The sequence below is a fragment of the Pseudomonas solani genome, from assembly GCF_026072635.1.
In the GTDB taxonomy this organism is placed as follows: Bacteria; Pseudomonadota; Gammaproteobacteria; order Pseudomonadales; family Pseudomonadaceae; genus Metapseudomonas; species Metapseudomonas solani.
The window spans coordinates 2376662-2395322 of record NZ_AP023081.1 but is presented as its reverse complement, the minus strand read 5'-3'; the positions used below and the strand labels follow the sequence as shown (position 1 = coordinate 2395322).

12 protein-coding genes and 3 pseudogenes are annotated in these 18661 nt (G+C 69.7%); 6 read left to right on the top strand and 9 right to left on the bottom strand.

What is annotated here, in order from left to right; translation table 11 throughout:
- Window positions 1-82 precede the first annotated feature (82 nt).
- The 5 genes from PSm6_RS10730 to PSm6_RS10710 form a co-directional block, all read right to left on the bottom strand.
- Window positions 83-475: a hypothetical protein gene (locus PSm6_RS10730; protein ID WP_031287521.1), complete on the bottom strand. Its 393-nt coding sequence runs from the start codon at window positions 473-475 to the stop codon at window positions 83-85.
- Window positions 476-610: 135 nt separating this feature from the next.
- Complete coding sequence (locus PSm6_RS10725) at window positions 611-883, bottom strand: HU family DNA-binding protein (RefSeq protein ID WP_021218870.1); 273 nt, start codon at window positions 881-883, stop codon at window positions 611-613.
- A gap of 188 nt (window positions 884-1071) precedes the next feature.
- Window positions 1072-2220 carry an NAD(P)/FAD-dependent oxidoreductase gene (locus tag PSm6_RS10720; protein ID WP_043240953.1) on the bottom strand — a complete coding sequence of 383 codons (1149 nt, stop codon included), beginning with the start codon at window positions 2218-2220 and terminating at the stop codon, window positions 1072-1074.
- A gap of 71 nt (window positions 2221-2291) precedes the next feature.
- The gene (locus PSm6_RS10715; protein ID WP_043240950.1) at window positions 2292-2459 is read right to left on the bottom strand and encodes a rubredoxin; all 168 of its coding nucleotides are present in this window, start codon (window positions 2457-2459) and stop codon (window positions 2292-2294) included.
- Window positions 2460-2711: 252 nt separating this feature from the next.
- On the bottom strand, window positions 2712-2879 hold the full coding sequence (locus PSm6_RS10710; RefSeq protein ID WP_021218867.1) for a rubredoxin: 168 nt from the start codon (window positions 2877-2879) through the stop codon (window positions 2712-2714).
- A 169-nt stretch (window positions 2880-3048) separates the two neighbouring features.
- Between PSm6_RS10710 and PSm6_RS10705 the strand changes: the two genes are divergently transcribed.
- A complete protein-coding gene (locus PSm6_RS10705; protein WP_043240947.1) occupies window positions 3049-3603 on the top strand; it encodes a chorismate--pyruvate lyase family protein in 555 nt (184 codons plus the stop codon).
- A 27-nt stretch (window positions 3604-3630) separates the two neighbouring features.
- A complete protein-coding gene (ubiA, locus tag PSm6_RS10700) occupies window positions 3631-4521 on the top strand; it encodes a 4-hydroxybenzoate octaprenyltransferase (RefSeq protein WP_021218865.1) in 891 nt (296 codons plus the stop codon).
- Between the two features lie 36 nt (window positions 4522-4557).
- Here ubiA and PSm6_RS10695 read toward each other — a convergent pair whose 3' ends face one another.
- Entirely contained in the window at window positions 4558-4929 is a 372-nt protein-coding gene (locus PSm6_RS10695) for a COG4315 family predicted lipoprotein (protein ID WP_021218864.1), read from the bottom strand.
- Between the two features lie 269 nt (window positions 4930-5198).
- Between PSm6_RS10695 and phoB the strand changes: the two genes are divergently transcribed.
- From phoB to PSm6_RS10675, 4 genes and pseudogenes are all read left to right on the top strand, one after another.
- Entirely contained in the window at window positions 5199-5888 is a 690-nt protein-coding gene (phoB, locus tag PSm6_RS10690; protein WP_021218863.1) for a phosphate regulon transcriptional regulator PhoB, read from the top strand.
- A 21-nt stretch (window positions 5889-5909) separates the two neighbouring features.
- Window positions 5910-7213, top strand: a pseudogene (phoR, locus tag PSm6_RS10685) (phosphate regulon sensor histidine kinase PhoR).
- 76 nt (window positions 7214-7289) lie between these two features.
- Window positions 7290-8645: a hemolysin family protein gene (locus tag PSm6_RS10680; protein ID WP_265170519.1), complete on the top strand. Its 1356-nt coding sequence runs from the start codon at window positions 7290-7292 to the stop codon at window positions 8643-8645.
- A gap of 344 nt (window positions 8646-8989) precedes the next feature.
- Window positions 8990-9787: an alpha/beta hydrolase gene (locus tag PSm6_RS10675; RefSeq protein WP_021218860.1), complete on the top strand. Its 798-nt coding sequence runs from the start codon at window positions 8990-8992 to the stop codon at window positions 9785-9787.
- Window positions 9788-9797: 10 nt separating this feature from the next.
- Here the strand turns inward: PSm6_RS10675 and recD are convergent.
- The 3 genes and pseudogenes from recD to recC form a co-directional block, all read right to left on the bottom strand.
- Window positions 9798-11647, bottom strand: a pseudogene (recD, locus tag PSm6_RS10670) (exodeoxyribonuclease V subunit alpha).
- A complete protein-coding gene (gene recB, locus PSm6_RS10665; RefSeq protein WP_265170202.1) occupies window positions 11644-15183 on the bottom strand; it encodes an exodeoxyribonuclease V subunit beta in 3540 nt (1179 codons plus the stop codon). The pseudogene recD and the gene recB overlap by 4 nt, the downstream one beginning before the upstream one ends.
- Window positions 15180-18427 (bottom strand): annotated as a pseudogene (gene recC / locus PSm6_RS10660) (exodeoxyribonuclease V subunit gamma). The gene recB and the pseudogene recC overlap by 4 nt, the downstream one beginning before the upstream one ends.
- Window positions 18428-18661: the final 234 nt, after the last annotated feature.

The following is an 18661-nucleotide window of genomic DNA, read 5'->3' as shown; positions in this document are numbered from 1 at the left end:
GCCCTCGACAGAGAAGGGCGCACACGGATCAGCCTAGCGAAAGGGCCGCGCGCCGACCAGCAGCGCAGCGACCGAATGCGGATCAGGCAGCCTTTTTGGCGGCGGCCTTCTTCTTCGGCACCAGGTACTTGGTCAGGCCCTGGAACCAGATCACCAGCGCAGGGTTGCCCTGGATCTGGATGTCCTTGTTCTGGATGCCCTGCATGAAGGCCAGCTGCTTGTTCTTGGCGTTCATGGTGGCGAAACCGTAGGCACCATCCTTGAAGCCGATGGCGAAGGCCGGAGCCTCGGCGGTGCCGCGCTTGCTGGTCACGCGCTGGTCCTTGACGATGAAATGCCGCGCGACCTTGCCGTCCAGGGTATGCAACTGGAACACCAGGTCCTTGCCGGCGAGCTGCTCCTGAAAAGCGGCGTTGTCACGGCTGGCCTTGGCCATCAGGCGGCCCAGCATCCAGAGGAGAAGACGGAATTTCATGCGCACGAGCCTCGGCTGAAAATGGAACGGCGGCGCATTGTAGCGGTTTGCGAGCGGGACTACAGCCAGACTTGGGATGGGTGAAAGGGCTGTCAGATCACGCCCGGAGCCTGGCGGCCCCGGGCGTCCATGGCCTTAGTTGACCGCGTCCTTCAGGGACTTGCCCGGCTTGAAGGCAACGGTGTTGCTGGCCTTGATCTTGACCGGTTGACCGGTCTGGGGGTTCTTGCCAGTGCGAGCACCGCGATGGCGCTGCAGGAAGGTGCCGAAACCGACCAGGGTCACACTGTCCTTGCGGTTCAGCGCGCTGGTGATTTCTTCGAGAACGGCGTTGAGTACACGATTGGCCTGATCCTTGGTGAGATCGGCCTTTTCGGCGATGGCGGCGGCGAGTTCCGGTTTACGCATAGATGCCTCTTTGACGGTTTGTTGTTTTTGTGTCCGTGCTGTTCATCCAGAACAGCGCCCAAGGCGCCGCAACAGCTCTGCGCTGCGGCAGACCAGAGGGAGGATGGCATGCTGCAAAGGGCCGCGCCAGTGTTGTCCGACAGTTTTGGGCGCGAACCCGAGGGCTAATCCGACAGAAGGACGGCGATTCACGCCAGCAGTGGAGGCAGTTCCCGGTTCAGGGCCAGCTTCTCCTGCACCGCCGCGCCGGTCAGGGCGTAGCCCAGCAGGCGGCCGCCGGCATCGCGGCACAGCGCCTTGATGTCGGCGCCAGAGCCCTCCACGCTCCAGGCCCCCTCCGTGCCACGGGGCGGCAACGATACCACCAGGGGGCAGGCCGGGGTCTTCACCGTCACCGGCATCGGCCCGTAGCTCACCGCCGTGGCATTGCCCGCCAGGGTCTGCGCCAGGGCACGGGCACAGGCCATCAGCGGCATCACATAAAGCAGGTTGATGCCATCCACTTCGGCGCAATCGCCCAGGGCGTAGACGTTGGCGTGGGAAGTCTTCAGGTGGCGGTCCACCATCACCCCGCGATTCACATCCAGCCCGGCCGCGGCGGCCAGGGCGATGCGCGGGCGCAGGCCGACCGCCGAGATCACCAGATCACAGGCGATGCGGGTGCCATCGGACAGGTGCGCGTCCAGGCCGTCACCGGCGTGATTGAGGCTGGCCAGCACCGGGCCCAGGTGGAAGCGCGTGCCCAGGCCTTCGAGGCCGGCCTGTACCGCCGCTGCGGCCGCCGGGTGCAGCAGGCCGGGCATGACCTGCTCGCAGGGGGCCACGAGCTCCACTTCGAAGCCACCCAGGGTCAGGTCGTTGGCGAACTCGCAACCGATCAGGCCGGCACCGAGGATCAGCACGCGCTTCTTGCCCGCCGCCGCCACGCGGAAGCGGGCGTAGTCTTCGAGGTCGTTGATCGGGAACACCGCGTCTTCGGCGTCGCCTTCCACCGGCACGCGGATCACCTCGGCGCCCCAGGCCAGCACCAGGTCGCGGTACTCCACCGCCTCCTCGCCTATCCACAGGCGACGGTGGCCCGCGTCGATGCCGGTGATGCGGGTGTGGGTACGGATCTCGGCCTTCAGTTGGTCGGCCATGGCACCGGCTTCGGCCATGGCCAAGCCGTCGGCGTCCTTGTTCTTGCCGAAGCCGGTGGACAGCATCGGCTTGGAGTAGGAGCGGCCGTCGTCGGCGCTGATCAGCAACAGCGGGGTTTCGCCGTCCAGCTTGCGGAATTCCTTGGCCAGGTTGTAGCCGGCCAGGCCGGTCCCGACTATCACCACGGGTGCACTCATCACTCACTCCTCAGCTGCAAAACGACGCGACGGCCCACGGGCCGTCGCTGAATATCGGGGGTTGTCGCGGATCAGGCGATCTCGATCATCTCGAAGTCGACCTTGCCCACGCCGCAATCGGGGCAGACCCAGTCCGGCGGGATGTCTTCCCAGCGCGTGCCCGGGGCGATGCCCTCTTCCGGCAGGCCCTGGGCCTCGTCGTAGATGAAGCCGCAAACCACGCATTGCCACTTGCGCATAAGCACCTCCGCCCGGCGGAAAAAACCGTTGAGACCCTACTCCAATTGCGAACCCCTCGCCAAGGCTTGGCGCGGCCCGCCCGACGGAGGTTGGGCTCGGGTGGCGGTGAGAAAGGAGACACCATGGACGGCGATGAACCCGAGGGCTTCGCGGTGGGCAAGCAGGGCGAGGGCCTGGGGTGCGTCTTCGGCCGCGCGGGCCGAAAGCAGGGGATGCGGGGCCCACCACAGGACGTGGGGGCCCGGGAGGGATCAGCCGATTTCGATCATCTCGAAGTCCAGCTTGCCGACGCCACAGTCGGGGCACAGCCAGTCGGCCGGCACGTCTTCCCAACGGGTGCCCGGCGCGATGCCGTCATCCGGCCAGCCCTGGGATTCGTCATAGATCAGACCACAGACCACGCATTGCCACTTTTTCATTATCGTCCTCGGCGGAACTCACGGTTTGGCGCGCAACCTATACCAAACGCGGCACAGCGCCAAGACGCCGGGCGACGGGATGAAGCCCGCCTGCGGCAACCCGCCGCCCCACGAAACGCCCCTGGCGCCGTGTTAGACTCCCGCGCCGCCCCGAACCGCCAGGACCATCGTGCCAGACGCCGCCCTCGCCCATCCGCCCCGCTGGCTCAGCGCCACGCAACTGCATCCCGCGCCCCCCGCCGGCCTGCGTGACTGGCTGTTCGACCAGGGCTCGCTGACCCGCCGCCTCACCGCCCTCTCGGCCGACGCCTTCAGCGTCACCCCGCTGGTGGAAGGCTGGCAGGTGCTGCGCAATGACGAATGCATCGCCCTCGGCGTGCCCGACGGCAGCCAGGGCTGGGTCCGCGAGGTCTACCTGCGCGGGCACGGCGAAGCCTGGGTATTCGCCCGCAGCGTCGCGGCCCGCAGCGCCCTGGAAGGCTCCGGCCTGGCCCTGGGCGAGCTGGGCAGCCGCTCCCTGGGCGAGCTGCTGTTCAGCGACCGCGCCTTCGCCCGCGGCACCATCGAGGTCACCCGCTATCCCGCTGCCTGGTTGCCCGCCGAGGTGCGCGCCGAACGCTTGTGGGGGCGTCGCTCCTGCTTCCGCCGTGGCGAGCTGGCGGTGCTGGTGGCCGAGATATTCCTGCCAACCCTGTGGCAGCACGCCGGCATCGAAACCCTATAATCCGCCCACGCCCAGCGGAGACCGCCGATGTACCTCAAGCTCCTGCAATCGCTCAACCGCCTGCACCCCCGCGCCTGGGACTTCATCCAACTGACGCGCATGGACAAGCCCATCGGCATCTACCTGCTGCTCTGGCCCACCCTCTGGGCGCTGTGGGTCGCCGGTGAGGGCCGCCCGAGCCTGAAGAACGTGCTGGTATTCGTCGTCGGCGTGGTGCTGATGCGTGCCGCCGGCTGCGTCATCAACGACTACGCCGACCGCAACTTCGACGGCCACGTCAACCGCACCAAGGCCCGGCCCCTGGCCAGCGGCGCGATCAAGCCGCGCGAGGCACTGGTGTTCTTCGCCGTGCTGGTGGCCCTCAGTTTCGGCCTGGTGCTGCTGACCAACGCCACCACCATCTGGCTATCCTTCGGCGGCCTGGCCCTGGCCGCCTGCTACCCCTTCATGAAGCGCTACACCTTCTACCCCCAGGTGGTGCTCGGCGCGGCCTTCTCCTGGGGCATGCCCATGGCCTTCACCGCCGAGACCGGCGAGCTGCCGGCAGCGGCCTGGCTGCTGTACATCGCCAACCTGCTGTGGACCGTGGCCTACGACACCTACTACGCGATGACCGACCGCGAGGACGACCTGAAGATCGGGGTGAAGTCCACCGCCATCCTCTTCGGCGACGCCGACCGCATCATCATCGCCACCCTCCAGGGCCTGGCGCTGCTGTGCCTGCTCCTGGCCGGCAGCCGCTTCGAGCTGGGCCTGTGGTTCCACCTCGGCCTGCTCGGCGCCGCCGCCTGCTTCGCCTGGGAATCCTGGAGCACGCGCACGCGGGACCCGCAGGCCTGCTTCAAGGCTTTCCTGCACAACCACTGGGCGGGGATGGCGATCTTCATCGGCCTGGTGGCCGACTACGCGCTGCGCTGAGCCAGCGCAACGCGGGTCGCGGGGACAGGGGCGGGCTCAGGGCTTGGCCAGGTGCCAGACCTGCATCTTGCCGTCGCCGGTCTTGTCGCCGGCCTGCTTGTCCATGATGAAGGTGTAGAGCGGCTTGCCGTCATAGGCCCACTGGCTGGTGCCGTCATCGCGCTTGACCAGGCTCCACTTGCCCTCGGCCTTGGCACCGGCCTCGGCCATCAGCGGCGGCCAGTTCTTCGCGCATTCGCCGCTGCAGTGGGACATGCCCATGGCGTCCTTGTCGAAGGTGTACAGCGTCATGCCGTGGTGATCCACCAGCACGCCATCCTTCTCCATCGCCGGCTCCGCCGCCAGCAGCGGCCAGGACAGCAATGCCCCGGCCAGCAGGGCCAGCGCCTGTGGATAAGTTCTGCTCATCGCATTTCTCCTCGCAAGGGTCCGCTTCGGCCCGGCAACCACCGGCCCGGGACGGGGTGCGGCGGGCAGGCAGCCGGTGCCCTGGCAGGGCATCGCGTCAGGCCGGCTCCGGCTGTGCGCCGGTGGCCCGTTGAGCATAGTCGAGGCCATCGCGCCGCCCGTCGCTACCCGGGCGAGGCCATCCCGCTACATGCCGATGTCATATAGCTGCAATAATTCCGTTATCTAATGCGCGCAAACCAGCTGAACAAGCGACCCGAGGCGGATACATGGTTGGTAAGAACATCCTGATAGTCGACGACGAAGCGCCCATCCGCGAAATGATCGCGGTAGCCCTGGAAATGGCCGGCTACGAGTGCCTGGAAGCGGAGAACACCCAGCAGGCGCACGCCATCATCGTCGACCGCAAACCCGACCTGATCCTCCTCGACTGGATGCTTCCCGGCACCTCCGGCATCGAGCTGGCCCGGCGCCTGAAGCGCGATGAGCTGACCGGCGACATCCCGATCATCATGCTCACCGCCAAGGGCGAAGAGGACAACAAGATCCAGGGCCTGGAAGTCGGCGCCGACGACTACATCACCAAGCCCTTCTCGCCCCGCGAGCTGGTGGCCCGCCTCAAGGCCGTGCTGCGCCGCGCCGGCCCCACCGACAGCGAAGCGCCGATCGAAATCCGCGGCCTGCTGCTGGACCCCATCAGCCACCGCGTGACCATCGACGGCAAGCCCGCCGAGATGGGCCCCACCGAGTACCGCCTGCTGCAGTTCTTCATGACCCACCAGGAGCGCGCCTACACCCGTGGCCAGCTGCTGGACCAGGTCTGGGGCGGCAACGTCTATGTCGAGGAGCGCACCGTCGACGTGCACATCCGCCGCCTGCGCAAGGCGCTGGGCGATGCCTACGAAAACCTGGTGCAGACGGTACGCGGCACCGGCTATCGTTTCTCCACCAAAGGCTGACCCCGCACAAGGACGCACCCGTTGAACCAGGACTGGCGTCGCGCCGTAATCCGCCGTTTGCTCCTCCTGCTAGCCGTCTGCCTGATCGCCGGAGCCCTCTCCGGCGAATACGGCTGGGCTCTGGCCGTCGGCCTCGGTGGCTACCTCGGCTGGACCCTCAGCCAGCTCCTGCGCCTGCACAAGTGGCTCAAGGAACACAAACCCGACGAGCCGCCGCCGGATGGCTACGGCCTCTGGGGCGAAGTGTTCGACAGCATCTATCACCTGCAGCGCCGTGATCAGCGCGTGCGCGGCCGCCTGCAAGCGGTGATCGACCGCGTGCAGGAATCCACCGCCGCCCTCAAGGACGCCGTGGTCATGCTCGACAGCGAGGGCAACCTCGACTGGTGGAACCGCGCCGCGGAAAACCTGCTGGGCCTGAAGACGCCCCAGGACAGCGGCCAGCCAGTGACCAACCTGATCCGCCACCCGCGCTTCAAGGAATACTTCGAGCAGGAAAACTACCGCGAGTCCCTCGACCTGCCGTCACCGGTCAACGACCGCCTGCGCCTGCAGTTCCACATCACCCAGTACGGCAACCGCGAACACCTGATGCTGGTGCGCGACGTCACCCGCATCCACCAGCTGGAACAGATGCGCAAGGACTTCGTCGCCAACGTCTCCCACGAGCTGCGCACCCCGCTGACGGTGATCGCCGGCTACCTGGAAACCCTGCTGGACAACGTCGAGGACGTGAACCCCCGCTGGACCCGCGCCCTGCAGCAGATGAACTCCCAGGCCGGGCGCATGCAGAACCTGCTCAACGACCTGCTGCTGCTGGCCAAGCTGGAAGCCACCGACTACCCCTCGGACAACCAGCCCATCGCCGTCGACACCCTGCTGCAGAGCATCCGCAACGATGCCGTCGCCCTGTCCGGCAGCCGCCAGCACAGGATCACCCTCGAAGCCGACGCCAGCTATCAGCTGCGCGGCAGCGAGGCCGAGTTGCGCAGCGCCTTCTCCAACCTGGTGTTCAACGCCGTCAAGTACACCCCGATGGCGGCGACGTGCGCATCCGCTGGTGGGGCGACGAACTGGGCGCGCACCTGGCGGTGCAGGACTCCGGCATCGGCATCGAGAGCAAACACCTGCCGCGCCTGACCGAGCGCTTCTACCGGGTCGACTCCAGCCGCGCCAGCAACACCGGCGGCACCGGCCTGGGCCTGGCCATCGTCAAGCACGTGCTGATCCGCCACCGCGGCCGCCTCGACATCAGCTCGGTGCTCAACCACGGCAGCACCTTCACCTGCCATTTCCCGCCCAGCCAGGTCGCGCCGCGCGCTTGAACGCGGCACCGGGCCCGGACAGGGCCCGGCGTCTTGCAAACTGCGGTCCCAGCCCTCACCCTTAGCCGATCATTCGCTGACCAAAGCCCCCAATGGACCCGTCCCCGCTAGTTCACTCTCTTCCTATTTCGCCGACTTCGGCCTCGTTCTGTTCGCCCTGTTCCTCGTCGTGCTCAACGGTTTCTTCGTGGCCGCCGAGTTCGCCATGGTCAAGCTGCGCGCCACCCGCGTCGAAGCCATCGCCGACAAGCACGGCTGGCGCGGCAGCATCCTGCGCACCGTGCACAACCAGCTGGACGCCTACCTCTCGGCCTGCCAGCTGGGCATCACCCTCGCGTCCCTCGGCCTCGGCTGGGTCGGCGAACCGGCCTTCGCCCACCTGCTCGGCCCGCTGCTCAGCGCCTTCGGCATCGAGTCGGAGAAGCTGGCCCACGGCATCTCCTTCTTCACCGCCTTCTTCATCATTTCCTACCTGCACATCGTGGTCGGCGAGCTGGCGCCCAAGTCCTGGGCCATCCGCAAACCCGAGCTGCTGTCGCTGTGGACGGCGGTGCCGCTGTACCTCTTCTACTGGCTGATGTACCCGGCCATCTGGCTGCTCAACGCCAGCGCCAACGCCATCCTGCGCATCGCCGGTCAGGGCGAGCCCGGCCCGCACCACGAGCACCACTACAGCCGCGACGAGCTCAAGCTGATCCTCCACTCCAGCCGTGCCCGCGACCCCAGCGACCAGGACATGCGCGTGCTCGCTTCCGCCGTGGAGATGGGCGAACTGGAAGTGGTCGACTGGGCCAACTCCCGTGAAGACCTGATCTACCTGGAGCACGACGCCCCGCTGGCCGACATCCTCAGCGTGATCCGCCGCCACAAGTACAGCCGCTACCCGGTGCACAACGCCCAGACCGGCGAGTTCATCGGCGTGCTGCACATCAAGGACCTGCTCCTGGCCCTCTCCGCCCTGGACAGCCTGCCCGAGTCCTTCGACCTGGCCGAGCTGACCCGCCCGGTGGAGCGCGTCACCAAGCACATGCCGCTGTCGCGCCTGCTGGAGCAGTTCCGCCAGGGTGGCGCGCACTTCGCCCTGGTCGAGGAGGCCGACGGCAAGGTGGTCGGCTTCCTGACCATGGAAGACGTGCTCGAAGTACTGGTCGGCGACATCCAGGACGAACACCGCAAGACCGAACGCGGCATCCTCGCCTACCAGCCCGGCAAGCTGCTGGTGCGCGGCGACACCCCGCTGTTCAAGGTCGAGCGCCTGCTGGGCATCGACCTCGACCACGTCGAGGCGGACACCCTCGCCGGCCTGATCTACGAAACCCTCAACCGCGTCCCCGAGGAAGAGGAAGTGCTGGAGACCGAAGGGCTGCGCATCATCGTCAAGAAGATGAAGGGCCCGAAGATCGTCCTCGCCAAGGTGGTCAGCATCGACTGATCCACCACTCGCTACGAAAAACGGGGCCCACGGGCCCCGTTTTCGTTCCCGCCTAGGCACAGGATGGGCGTAGGGTGGGCCGGGCGGCGCTCCGCTTCAGCCCACCGCTCTCCATCGATCCCCCACCTCAACCGCCCCCGACCGCCCTTCCCTGATCTAGAGTTCACCTGCACCCGCCGTTTCGCTTGCGCCTGGTCCCTGAACCCCGGCGCTGGCGTGCGATGCCGTCGGCCTCCCGTGCTGAATCCCCCTCATCAACGCTGCGGTGTCTCACGGGTTCCGGTCACGGCCGCACATCGCCGGGCCGTGGCCGGCCCCTCGCCGCAAGGAACGCGGAGTCGCTCATGATCATCATCAGTTCACGCAAGGACTTCTCCAACCCGGACCAGCTCTCCGAGACCGGCCACCTGATACGCGAGGTGGACCTGGCCAACGACACGGTCACGGCGGTGCTGGACTTCAAGGACCTGCTGCACCTGGTAAAGGGCAAGCGCCTGCTCCTGCTGGTGCACGGCTACAACAACGAGCAGTTCGAGGTGTTCGACTCCTACCAGGTGATCGAGCAACAGGCCATGGTCCACCTCGCCGACGCCTACGACATGGTGCTCGGCTACTCCTGGCCCGGCGGCGACCAGAAGCTCGACTGGTGGCAGGCGAAGAAACGCGCCAATGCCGTGGCGCGGATGTTCCGCTTCCTGCTGGACAACCTCTACGGGGATGCCGCCGCCGTGGACGTGATGTCCCACAGCCTCGGCGCGCGGGTCACCCTCAAGGCCCTCAAGGGCTCGCCCGGGCGCATCGTGCGCAACTACTTCTGCACGGCGCCGGCTGTGGATAACGAATGCTTCGAAAGCGACGAGGAGTTCGCCGACGCCATCCCCTCCTGCGAGCGGGTGTACATCTTCCACTCCTCGCGGGACGAGGTGCTGCGCTTCGCCTACGCCTCCTCCGAGCATGACCTGGCCCTGGGCCTCTACGGCCCCGAAGACAAGACCTACATCGAAGTGGCCACCAGCACGGTGTTCGTCGCCAACTGCAAGAAGGTGGTCTCCAACCATGGCGGCTACAAGCGCGCGGGGGCGGTGTACAGCTACATCCAGGCCAGCTTCGCCGGTGGCCTGCAGCGCTTCGTCACCCTGTGAGGGAGGCCCGTTAGAACAGGTCCAGCTGCCCACCCGCCGGAGGCGCGGGTGGTGCGGCGGGTGGCGGCGCCATGACGGGTGCCGGCTCCGCACTGGCCAGGCGCGCGGCCAACCCGGCCGCGCGCTCGGCGCGGGTATTCACCGCCTCGCCCAGGCGCTGCGGCAGGCCCCAGATCTCCACCCGCTGCTTGGCGCGGGTGATGCCGGTGTAGAACAGCGAGCGGCTGAGCAGCGGGCTCGGCTGCTCCGGCAGCGCCAGCAGCACCTCGCGGAACTCCGAGCCCTGGCTCTTGTGCACCGTCATGGCGAAGGCGCTGTCGTGGCTGGGCAACCGCGCCGGGGCGAAGGGCCGGTGGCCACCTTCGCCTTCGAAGAACACCCGCAGGCCGTTGGGCGTGGGCAGGCAGATGCCGATGTCGCCGTTGAACAGGCCCAGGGCATAGTCGTTCTGCCGCACCATCACCGCGCGGCCCGGGTACCAGCGCTCGCGGCTGGCGATGCCCAGGCGCCGCTTGATACGCGCCTCCAGCGCCTCGTTGATGCCGTTCACCCCCCAAGGCCCCTCGCGCTGGGCGGTGAGGGCGCGGAAGTCGGCGAAGGCGGCGAAGGCGGCCTCGGCATCACCGGTGCGCGCGGCGACGATGAAGGGCGCGTAGCCGGCGTCCAGGCGCTCCAGCAGCGGGCCCTGCAACGGGCCGGGGTTCCAGCCCAGATCGGGCCGCGCCTCGCGCAGCAACTCCAGGGTGCCGCGCGCGTCGCCCGCGTTGATGCGCCGCGCCAGCTCGCCGATGCCGCTGTCGCCCGCGAAGCGGTGGCTGTGGGTCAGCAGCACTACGGCGTCGCCGAGGCGCGAGCGCGGCTGCTCCACCGGCACGCGCTGGCCGGTGATGCGCTCCAGGTCGGCACTGGCGGTGGCGTCCAGGCCACGGCCTTCGCAGAGCTCGGCGAACACCGCGCCGGCCTCCACCGCCGAGAGCTGGTCCTTGTCGCCCAGCAGCACCAGGCGCGCGCCGGGGGCAGGGCGTCGAGCAGCTTGGCCATCAACGCCAGGTCCACCATCGAGGCTTCGTCCACCACCAGCACATCCAGCGGCAGCGGGTTGTCGGCGTGGTGGCGCACCTGCGGGCTGTCGCCGCGGCTGCCCAGCAGGCGGTGCAGGGTACGCGCCTCCTCGGGCAGCAGGGCCTTGATCCTATCGTCCACCGGCAGCTCGGCCTTGGCATTGCGGATGGCCTCGGCCATGCGCGCGGCGGCCTTGCCGGTGGGTGCGGCGAGGCCGATGGCCAGGCGCTCGCCACCGGGTTGTTCCAGCAGCGCGGCGAGCAGGCGTACCACGGTGGTGGTCTTGCCGGTGCCGGGGCCGCCGGAGATCACCGCCAGGTTGCGGCGCACCGCCTGGGCGGCGGCCAGGCGCTGCCAGTCCGGCTGCTGGGTGTTGCGGGCGAACAGCCGCGCCAGGGATTCCGCCAGGCGCGCCTCGTCCACCGGCGGGCGGGCGCCGGCCATGGCCAGCAGGCTGGCGGCCAGGCGCGTTTCGTAGGCGTGGTAGCGGCTGAGATAGAGGCGCTCGCCGTCCAGGGTCAGCGGCGCATAACCGCCGGGCTCCGCCACCAGAGGGGAAGCACGCAGGGCGGCCAGCCAGGTGGGCAGGGCCGGCAGGTCGAGCCCGGCAGCGCCCTCGTCGAACACCCGCTGCCCGGCCAGGCGCGCCAGGGGCAGGCACACGTCGCCATTGGCCAGGGCCTGGCAACACAGCGCGGCGGCGGCGGTGACCGCCTCGCCGGCATCCGGGTCGAGGCGCAGCAGGCTCTCGGCGAAGAAGCGCTCCAGCGGGCCCAGCGGCCATTCGGCGAGCGTCATGGGCGGCCCTCCTCGAACAGGCGGTCCAGGGCGTTGAGCAGCGCGTCGTCGGGCCGGTGGAAGTACACGCCGGCCTCCGGCATGCCACGCAGGAACAGGTAGTAGGCGCCGCCCAGCCCCTCGCTGGCGAAGCCATCCAGGCGCAGGCGCAGGAAACGCCGCAGCGCCACCAGGTAGATCAGGTACTGCAGGTGATAGTGCTCGGCGGCGATGGCCTGCTCCAGGCGCTCGCCGCCGTAGTAGCTGGCGTCCGGACCGAGCCAGTTGGACTTGTAGTCGGCGATGTACCAGCGCCCCTGGTGCTCGAAGGTCAGGTCGATGAAGCCCTTCATGAAGCCGTTCAACTGATCGAATTCCAGGCGCTCGGCGGCCAGGCGCATGGGCTCCGGCAGGCCGTGGGCGGGGTCGGCCAGCACCGCGCGCAGGCCCTGGATATCCAGCTGCGCCACGGGGAAGGTGAAGCCCAGCTCCGGCAGGCGCCGGCTCGGTTCGAGGGCGGCCAGGCTCAGGCCCTGGCCGTCGAGGTCGGCATCCAGCACCTTGCGCAGCTGCTCGATGGCAATCGCCGCCCAGTCCTCGGGCAGGCCGTGGCCCAGCAGGTGCAGCGGCACCAGGGCCTCCAGCTCGCCCTCGCCGCGCACCCAGTCCTCGAGGATGGCGTGCAGGCAGGTACCGGCACGGGCGCCCCGGGGGAAGCCGTAGAAGCCGGCACCCGGGTCGGTGGCCGGGGGCACGAAGAAGGCGTCGCGGTCCGGTGCCTCCATGTGCATGCCGGCGGCCAGGCCGGAGAAGCTGCCCACCCGCCAGGCGCTGTGCAGGCCGCGTTGCAGGTGCGACAGGGCGGCCGGCGGTGCAGCGCGGGTCTCGCCTTGGGCGCTGGCCTCGGCCTCGCGGCAGGCCACCAGGGCGATGTCGCCGCCGCTGGCGTCGGCCAGGCCCTGCAGCTCGCGGCGCAGGCCGGCGCCATCCAGCGCGGCGAGGTGGCCGCCCAGTTCGCTGAGCAGGGCATCGCCGGGCAGTTCGCGGCCGTGCAGCAGCCAGGCGAGGGCGCTGCTGTGCAGACCGTCCTCGGGCAGCTCGCCGTCCTTCTTCGCCTTGGGCAGGGCCACCGGGCCCCAGTGCAGCCACAGGCGATCCCGGGCGCGGGTCAGGGCCACGTAGGCCAGGCGCAGGCGCTCGGCGAAGCGTTCACGGCGGGCGCGCTCGCGGTTGTCGTCGTAGTCGGCGCCGCCCAGGTCCAGCAGCGGCGTGCCGTCCTCGGCGTGGCAGGTGATGTCTTCGTCGCGGCGCAGCAGCGCGCCGTCCCAGAGGTAGGGGCAGAACACCAGCGGGTATTCCAGGCCCTTGCTGGTGTGCACGGTAACGATCTGCACCCGCTCGGCATCGCTTTCCAGGCGCAGCAGGGCGTCGTCGCCGTGGCTCTCCGCCGCGCGCTGGGCGTTGAACCAGGCCAGCAGCGGTTCCAGGCCGGGGCGCTGGAGGCTCTCGGCCTGCAGCAGCTCGGCGAGGTGCAGGAGATTGGTCAGACGGCGTTCGCCGTCGGGCAGGGCGATCAGCCGTTCGGCCACCCGCTGCTCGTCGAGCCAGGCGCGGAAGGCGCGCATGAAGCCCTGCTGCTGCCAGAACTGGTGGTAGCGCTCGGCGTCCTCGCGCTCCTGGTCCCAGGCGTGCTCGTCGTCCTGGCAGCGCGCCAGGGCCTGGGCGTCGCGGCCCAGCAGGCGGGTGGCCAGGGCGTAGCGCAGCACGCCTTCGCGGCCGGGCTCTGCATAGGCGGCGAGCACGGCGGCCAACTCCTCGGCCTCGGCGCTGTGCCAGACGCTGTCACGCCCCCGGCGCACGCTGGGCACGCCGCGCGCGGCCAGTTGCTCGGCCACATCGCCAGCCTGGCGGTGGCTGGCCACCAGCACGGCGATATCACCACCGCGCAGGGGCGTGCGCACGCCGGCCTCGTCGAAATAGGCCTCGCCCCGGCCACTGGCGGCCAGCAGGGCCGCGATGCGCCGGGCGGTATCGATGGCCACGGCGTTGCCGGCCTCGCCCTTGCCCAGGGGTTCGTCGCCCAGCCACACCAGCTCCAGCGGCGCTCCCGCTTCGGGCAGCACCAGCTGGGCGCGGGCCTTGTCGCTGGCGCCCACGGGCGGGTAGGTCAGCCCCGGCTCGGCGAAGGGCAGGGGCCGGTCGAACACCTGGTTGAGCGCGGCGATCAGCGCCGGCACCGAGCGGTGGTTGGTGTTCAGGCTGTACTGCCGCGCCGCCTCGTCACGGGCTTTGAGGTAGGTGGCCAGATCGGCGCCACGGAAGGCGTAGATCGCCTGCTTGGGGTCGCCGACGAAGCACAGGTCGCCGCCTTGCTCGCCACCGGGGTAGATGCAGCGGAAGATGGCGTACTGCACCGGGTCGGTGTCCTGGAATTCGTCGATCAGCGCCACTGGGTAGCGCTCGCGCAGGGCGGCGGCCAGCGTTTCGCCGGCGGGGCCCTGCAGCGACTGGTCGAGGCGGTTGAGCAGGTCGTCGAAGGCCAACATGCGCTGCGCCGCCTTGCGCGCCGGCAGCTCGCGGTTGAGGGTGTCGAGCAGGCGCACCTGCAGGTCGATCAGCCGCGCCTCACCGGCGGGCTTGGCCTCTTCCAATGCATCGAACAGCCCCTGCAGCGCAGCGCAGAGGGCGTGCTCGGGCAGCTCGAAGCCCTTCTTGCAGGCCTTGATCAGCGCCTCGCGGCCGAGCTTTTCCAGGCCTGTGGGCGCCGCGAACAACGCTGCCGGGTCGGCGAAATAGGCGTCCAGCTCACCCTGCCAAAGGGCGAACTTGGCGGCGTCGTAGCTGCGCTTGTTAAGCCCGTCGAAGGCCGCCAGGTCGGCAAGGTAGGCCTGGGCATCGCGCAGCCAGGTATCCCGGGCGTGGTTCCAGGCCTCGCCGGCCGCCCCCAGGTCGCCCAGCTCGGTTTCCCGGGGCTCGATGCGCAGGTAGGGCTTGCCCAGGTGCGAGCGCAGGCGCTGGCGCAGGACCTGCGGGGTGAGGCGCTTCTGCGCGAGGAAGCGCGCCCAGGCCGGCTCGGCCGCGGCCAGCTCGGCACGCCAGAGGTCGGCGAGCAGGCCGTCCAGCACCTCGCGGTCGTCTGCCGTCAGCTCACTGTCGAAATCGCCACCGGCCTCGAACGCCGCGTCCTGCAGGGCGCGCTGGCAGAAGCCGTGAATGGTGAAGATCGCCGCCTCGTCGAAGCCGTGCACCGCCAGCAGCAGGCGGCGGTGGGCGTCCTCGCCCGGGTACTGCGCATGCAGGCCGGCCAGCACCGGGTCGGGCGCCGGTGCGCCTTCGTACATGGCCAGCAATGCCGCCAGCCGCGCGCGTATGCGTTCGCGCAGCTCGGCGGTGGCCGCAGTGGTGTAGGTCACCACCAGGATCTGCCCCACGCCCAGCTTGCGCTCCAGCAGCAGCCGCGCGTAGAGCGCGGTCAGGGTCCAGGTCTTGCCGGTACCGGCGCTGGCCTCGATCAGGCTGCGCCCGGTAAAGGGATCGTTGAGCAGGTCGAGACTCACGCGTCGTCCTCCTCGTCATCTGCCAGGGCGTCCAGCGCCGGGCCGAAGAGGGTTTCGGCGAGGCGTTCGAAGCGTTCGTCCAGGGGGTCGCGGTCGCGGAAGGCGAGGGCGTACCAGGGGTCGCGGGACTCACCCACGGGGCCGAAGTCGATGCCGTCCCAGGCGATGCGCGCCTTGCTGCGGGCGGCGTCGATAGGTTCCTTGCGCCCGGGCTTGCGCCAGCCGGAGGCGAAGCCGTGGCTGGCCTTGGTCAGCAGCGGCAGGGGTTCGCACAGGGCTTCGCGGTAGGCATGCAGCCAAGGTTCGAGGAGGGCGGCGGCATTGGCCAGGGGGCCAGCCTGCCAGTCACCGGCGGGCGAGAGCAGGCGGCTTTCACGGGCGATGCCGGGGGTGGCCGAAAGGTTGAGCAGCAGGTGGCGCAGCCAGAAGGGCGCCAGCTCCCATTCGCCGAGGCGGTTGAGGCGCCAGCCGAACAGGCCGTCCTCGGTGACGCCATCCAGCCAGCCGTGGATACGCACGCCGGCCAGGCTGACGTCCACCAGCAGCGGCTGCGGCGCGCTGTCCGGGCGCGCCTCGAACAGGCGCGGGGCGAAGGCACGCACCGGGCCGCGCAGCTGGCCCCAGAGCGCATGGCCCAGCTCGCCGGTGGGCAGCCAGCCGGCGGCGCGGGCGATACGGCGTTCGTCCAGCTCCGACCAGCCGCGCTCCACCGCGTCCAGGGCCAGCTGGCGCAGGCCGCGCCAGGCAGGCCCCTCCAGGGCGAAGGGCTCGTCGCTGGCCAGGGCCTCCTCAGCTTCGGCCAGGCGCAGGCCCAGGCGCTGCTCGAGGAGGAAGCGCGCCGGGTGGCGGAAGCATTGGATCAGTTGCGCCGGCTCCAGGGTCAGCCAGTCAGCGTCGGGCTCCGGCAAGGGCAGGGCGAAGGGTGCATCCGGCTCCCGGGGCACCTCCGCCAGGCGCTGGGCCGCGCGGAACCAGGGGGCGGAGAAACCGGCGTGGCTGCCGCCGGCGAAGTTGCCGGAGGCGAAGGGCTGCAGCGGGTGGCTGATGAGCACCCGCTGGCTGGCCTTGGTCTCGCCGGCGGTGGCGGTGAGGTCGATGGTTTCCAGCAGTTCGCTGATCAGCACCGAGGGCGGCAGGTGCGCGTTGTCGCGCGGGTCGCGGCCCACGTAGCTGAGGTAGAGGCCATCACGCGCCGACTGCAGGGTCTCCAGCAACAGGTAGCGGTCGTCGAGGCGCCGCGCGCGGTCACCCCGGCGCGGCTTGCGGGTGATCAGGTCGAAACCGGCGGCCGGGGTGCGCCGGGGGAAGGCGCCGTCGTCCAGGCCCAGCAGGCACACCAGGCGGAACGGCAGGCTGCGCATGGGCACCATGGTGCAGAAGGTCACCGCACCGGTGAGGAAGCCCGAGGCGCCGCTGCCGGCGTCCAGGGCGGCCACCAGTTGCTGGCGCACCAGGCTCATGTCGATGGGCCGTTCGATGCCCGCCGCCTCGGCCTGCTTGCGCAGGTCGCCGCAGGCCTGGGACAGCAACAGCAGGGTGTCGCCGGCTTCCCGCTCGTCGAACAGCTGGTCGATCAGGCCCTGCAGGGTCTCGGCCCAGTCCGCCAACGGGCGCGGGCGGGCCAGGTCGTCGGCGAGATGGCCGAGGCGCTGGATGAAACCGGCCAGGCGCCCGAGCAGCTGGGCACGGGCGCCTTCCAGCGCATCCAGCGGCCAGCTGTCGCCGAGCAGGGGCGGAGCATCGCCGGCCAGTCGCGGCGGCGCGGCGAAACCCAGCACCAGGCGCTCCAGGCCCTGGCGCCAACTGAAGGCGTCCTCTTCCGGCAGGCCCAGGCGGGCGCGGTGGCGGCCATCACGGCCCCAGCGCACGCCGGCCTCACGCAGCCAGTCGCGCACCAGCGGCAGGTCCTCGGCCTCGATGCCGGCGCGCACGGCCAGGGCCGGCTGCTCCAGCCAGCCGAGCAGTTCCTCGGCGGCGAAGCGGCTCTGGGCCAGGTCGAGCAGGGCGAGGAAGGCTTCCACCAGCGGCAGCTCGGCGCGCAGGCTGCGGTCGGCGAGGCTGAAGGGGATGCGCGGCACGCCCTCGCGGGGGCGAACACCGCTTCGATGTAGGGGGCGTAGCGCTCGATGTCGGGGGTCAGCACCACCACCTGGTCGGGGGTCAGCCCGGGGTTGGCGGCGAAGCGCGCCAGCAGTTGGTCGTGCAGCACCTCCACTTCGCGCAGGGGCGAGTGGCAGACGTGCACTTCCAGGGAGCGGTCGTCCTCGCGCAGGGCCAGGCGCTCGTCGGCGTGGCGGGTGCGCAACCGCAGGATGTCGTTCTGGATGGCCTGCAGCAGGCTGCCGTCGGCCAGGTCTTCGTTCTCGGCATAGATGCCGACTTCCTGGCCGCCGAGGGTGAACAGGGCGTCGAAGAAGTCGCGCCCCTGCTTGCCCAGGCTGGCCAGCAGCGGGTGGCCGACGTCGAGGTACCAGTCGTCGATGCCGGGCTCCGGCAGGGCGGCCAGTTCGCGGATGTCGCGGATATCGCCCCAGGCCTCACGGCAGGGGTTGAGGGCGAAGAGGATGACTTCGCAATGCCGCGACAGCCCTTCGAGCACGCGCATGTGGTGCGGCGGCAGGCTGCTGATGCCGAAGACGATGAGGCGCTCCGGCAGCCCCTCGATGGGCGCGTCGTCGTGCAGCCGCGCCAGCAGGTCGCCGAGCAGGCGCGCGCGGTGCGGGTGGCCGTCGGCGGTCAGTTCGCGCCAGAGCAGCGCCTGCCACTGTTCGTCGTTGCCCAGGCCGAGCAGCTCGCCGCGCTCCCAGGCGGCCAACCAGTCGTCGCGGTACAGCAGGTACTGGTCGAGCACGTCGGCGATGCGCGCCGCCAGGGTCAGGCGCCGGCGCTCGTCGCCGCCCTCCAGGTATTGGGCGAGACGCGGGGTACGTTCGAGATTGTCCGGCTCGCACAGCCAGTCGTAGAGGCGCCAGGTCAGGGTCACCGGGTTGAACGCCGATTGCGGTGGCAGTTCGCCGAGGGCCTGGCGGGTGAGGTCCCAGATGAAGCGCGCCGGCAGCTGGATATCGAGCTGCATGGCGATGCCCTGGCGCCGGGCCAGTTGCAGCGTCAGCCAGCGCCCCATGCCCTGGCTCGGCACCACCACGCGGGACGGCGCCAGCGGGTCGCGCTGGGGCTGCACGAGCAGGCTGCAGGCCAGCTCGCCGAGGCTTTCCAGGTCATTGGCGTGGTAGAGGTTAAGCATCGAAAGGTCGCGTCCGCCGGGTCGGTACAGGTTATCAGTTCGACGAGGCTACAGGCAGCGGGCGACAGGGCCTGTCGCCTGCGATGGGCAAGGCAAGGCTGCGGTTTTACGACTTAACTTGCAGGTAGAAAAGGTGACGGGCACGGGTGAACGGGACGCGGGCTGGCAAGTCAGAATATGACGATCATGTTACAACCCCACCCCCAGATAGCCGCCCCACCTCCAGGAGCGGCT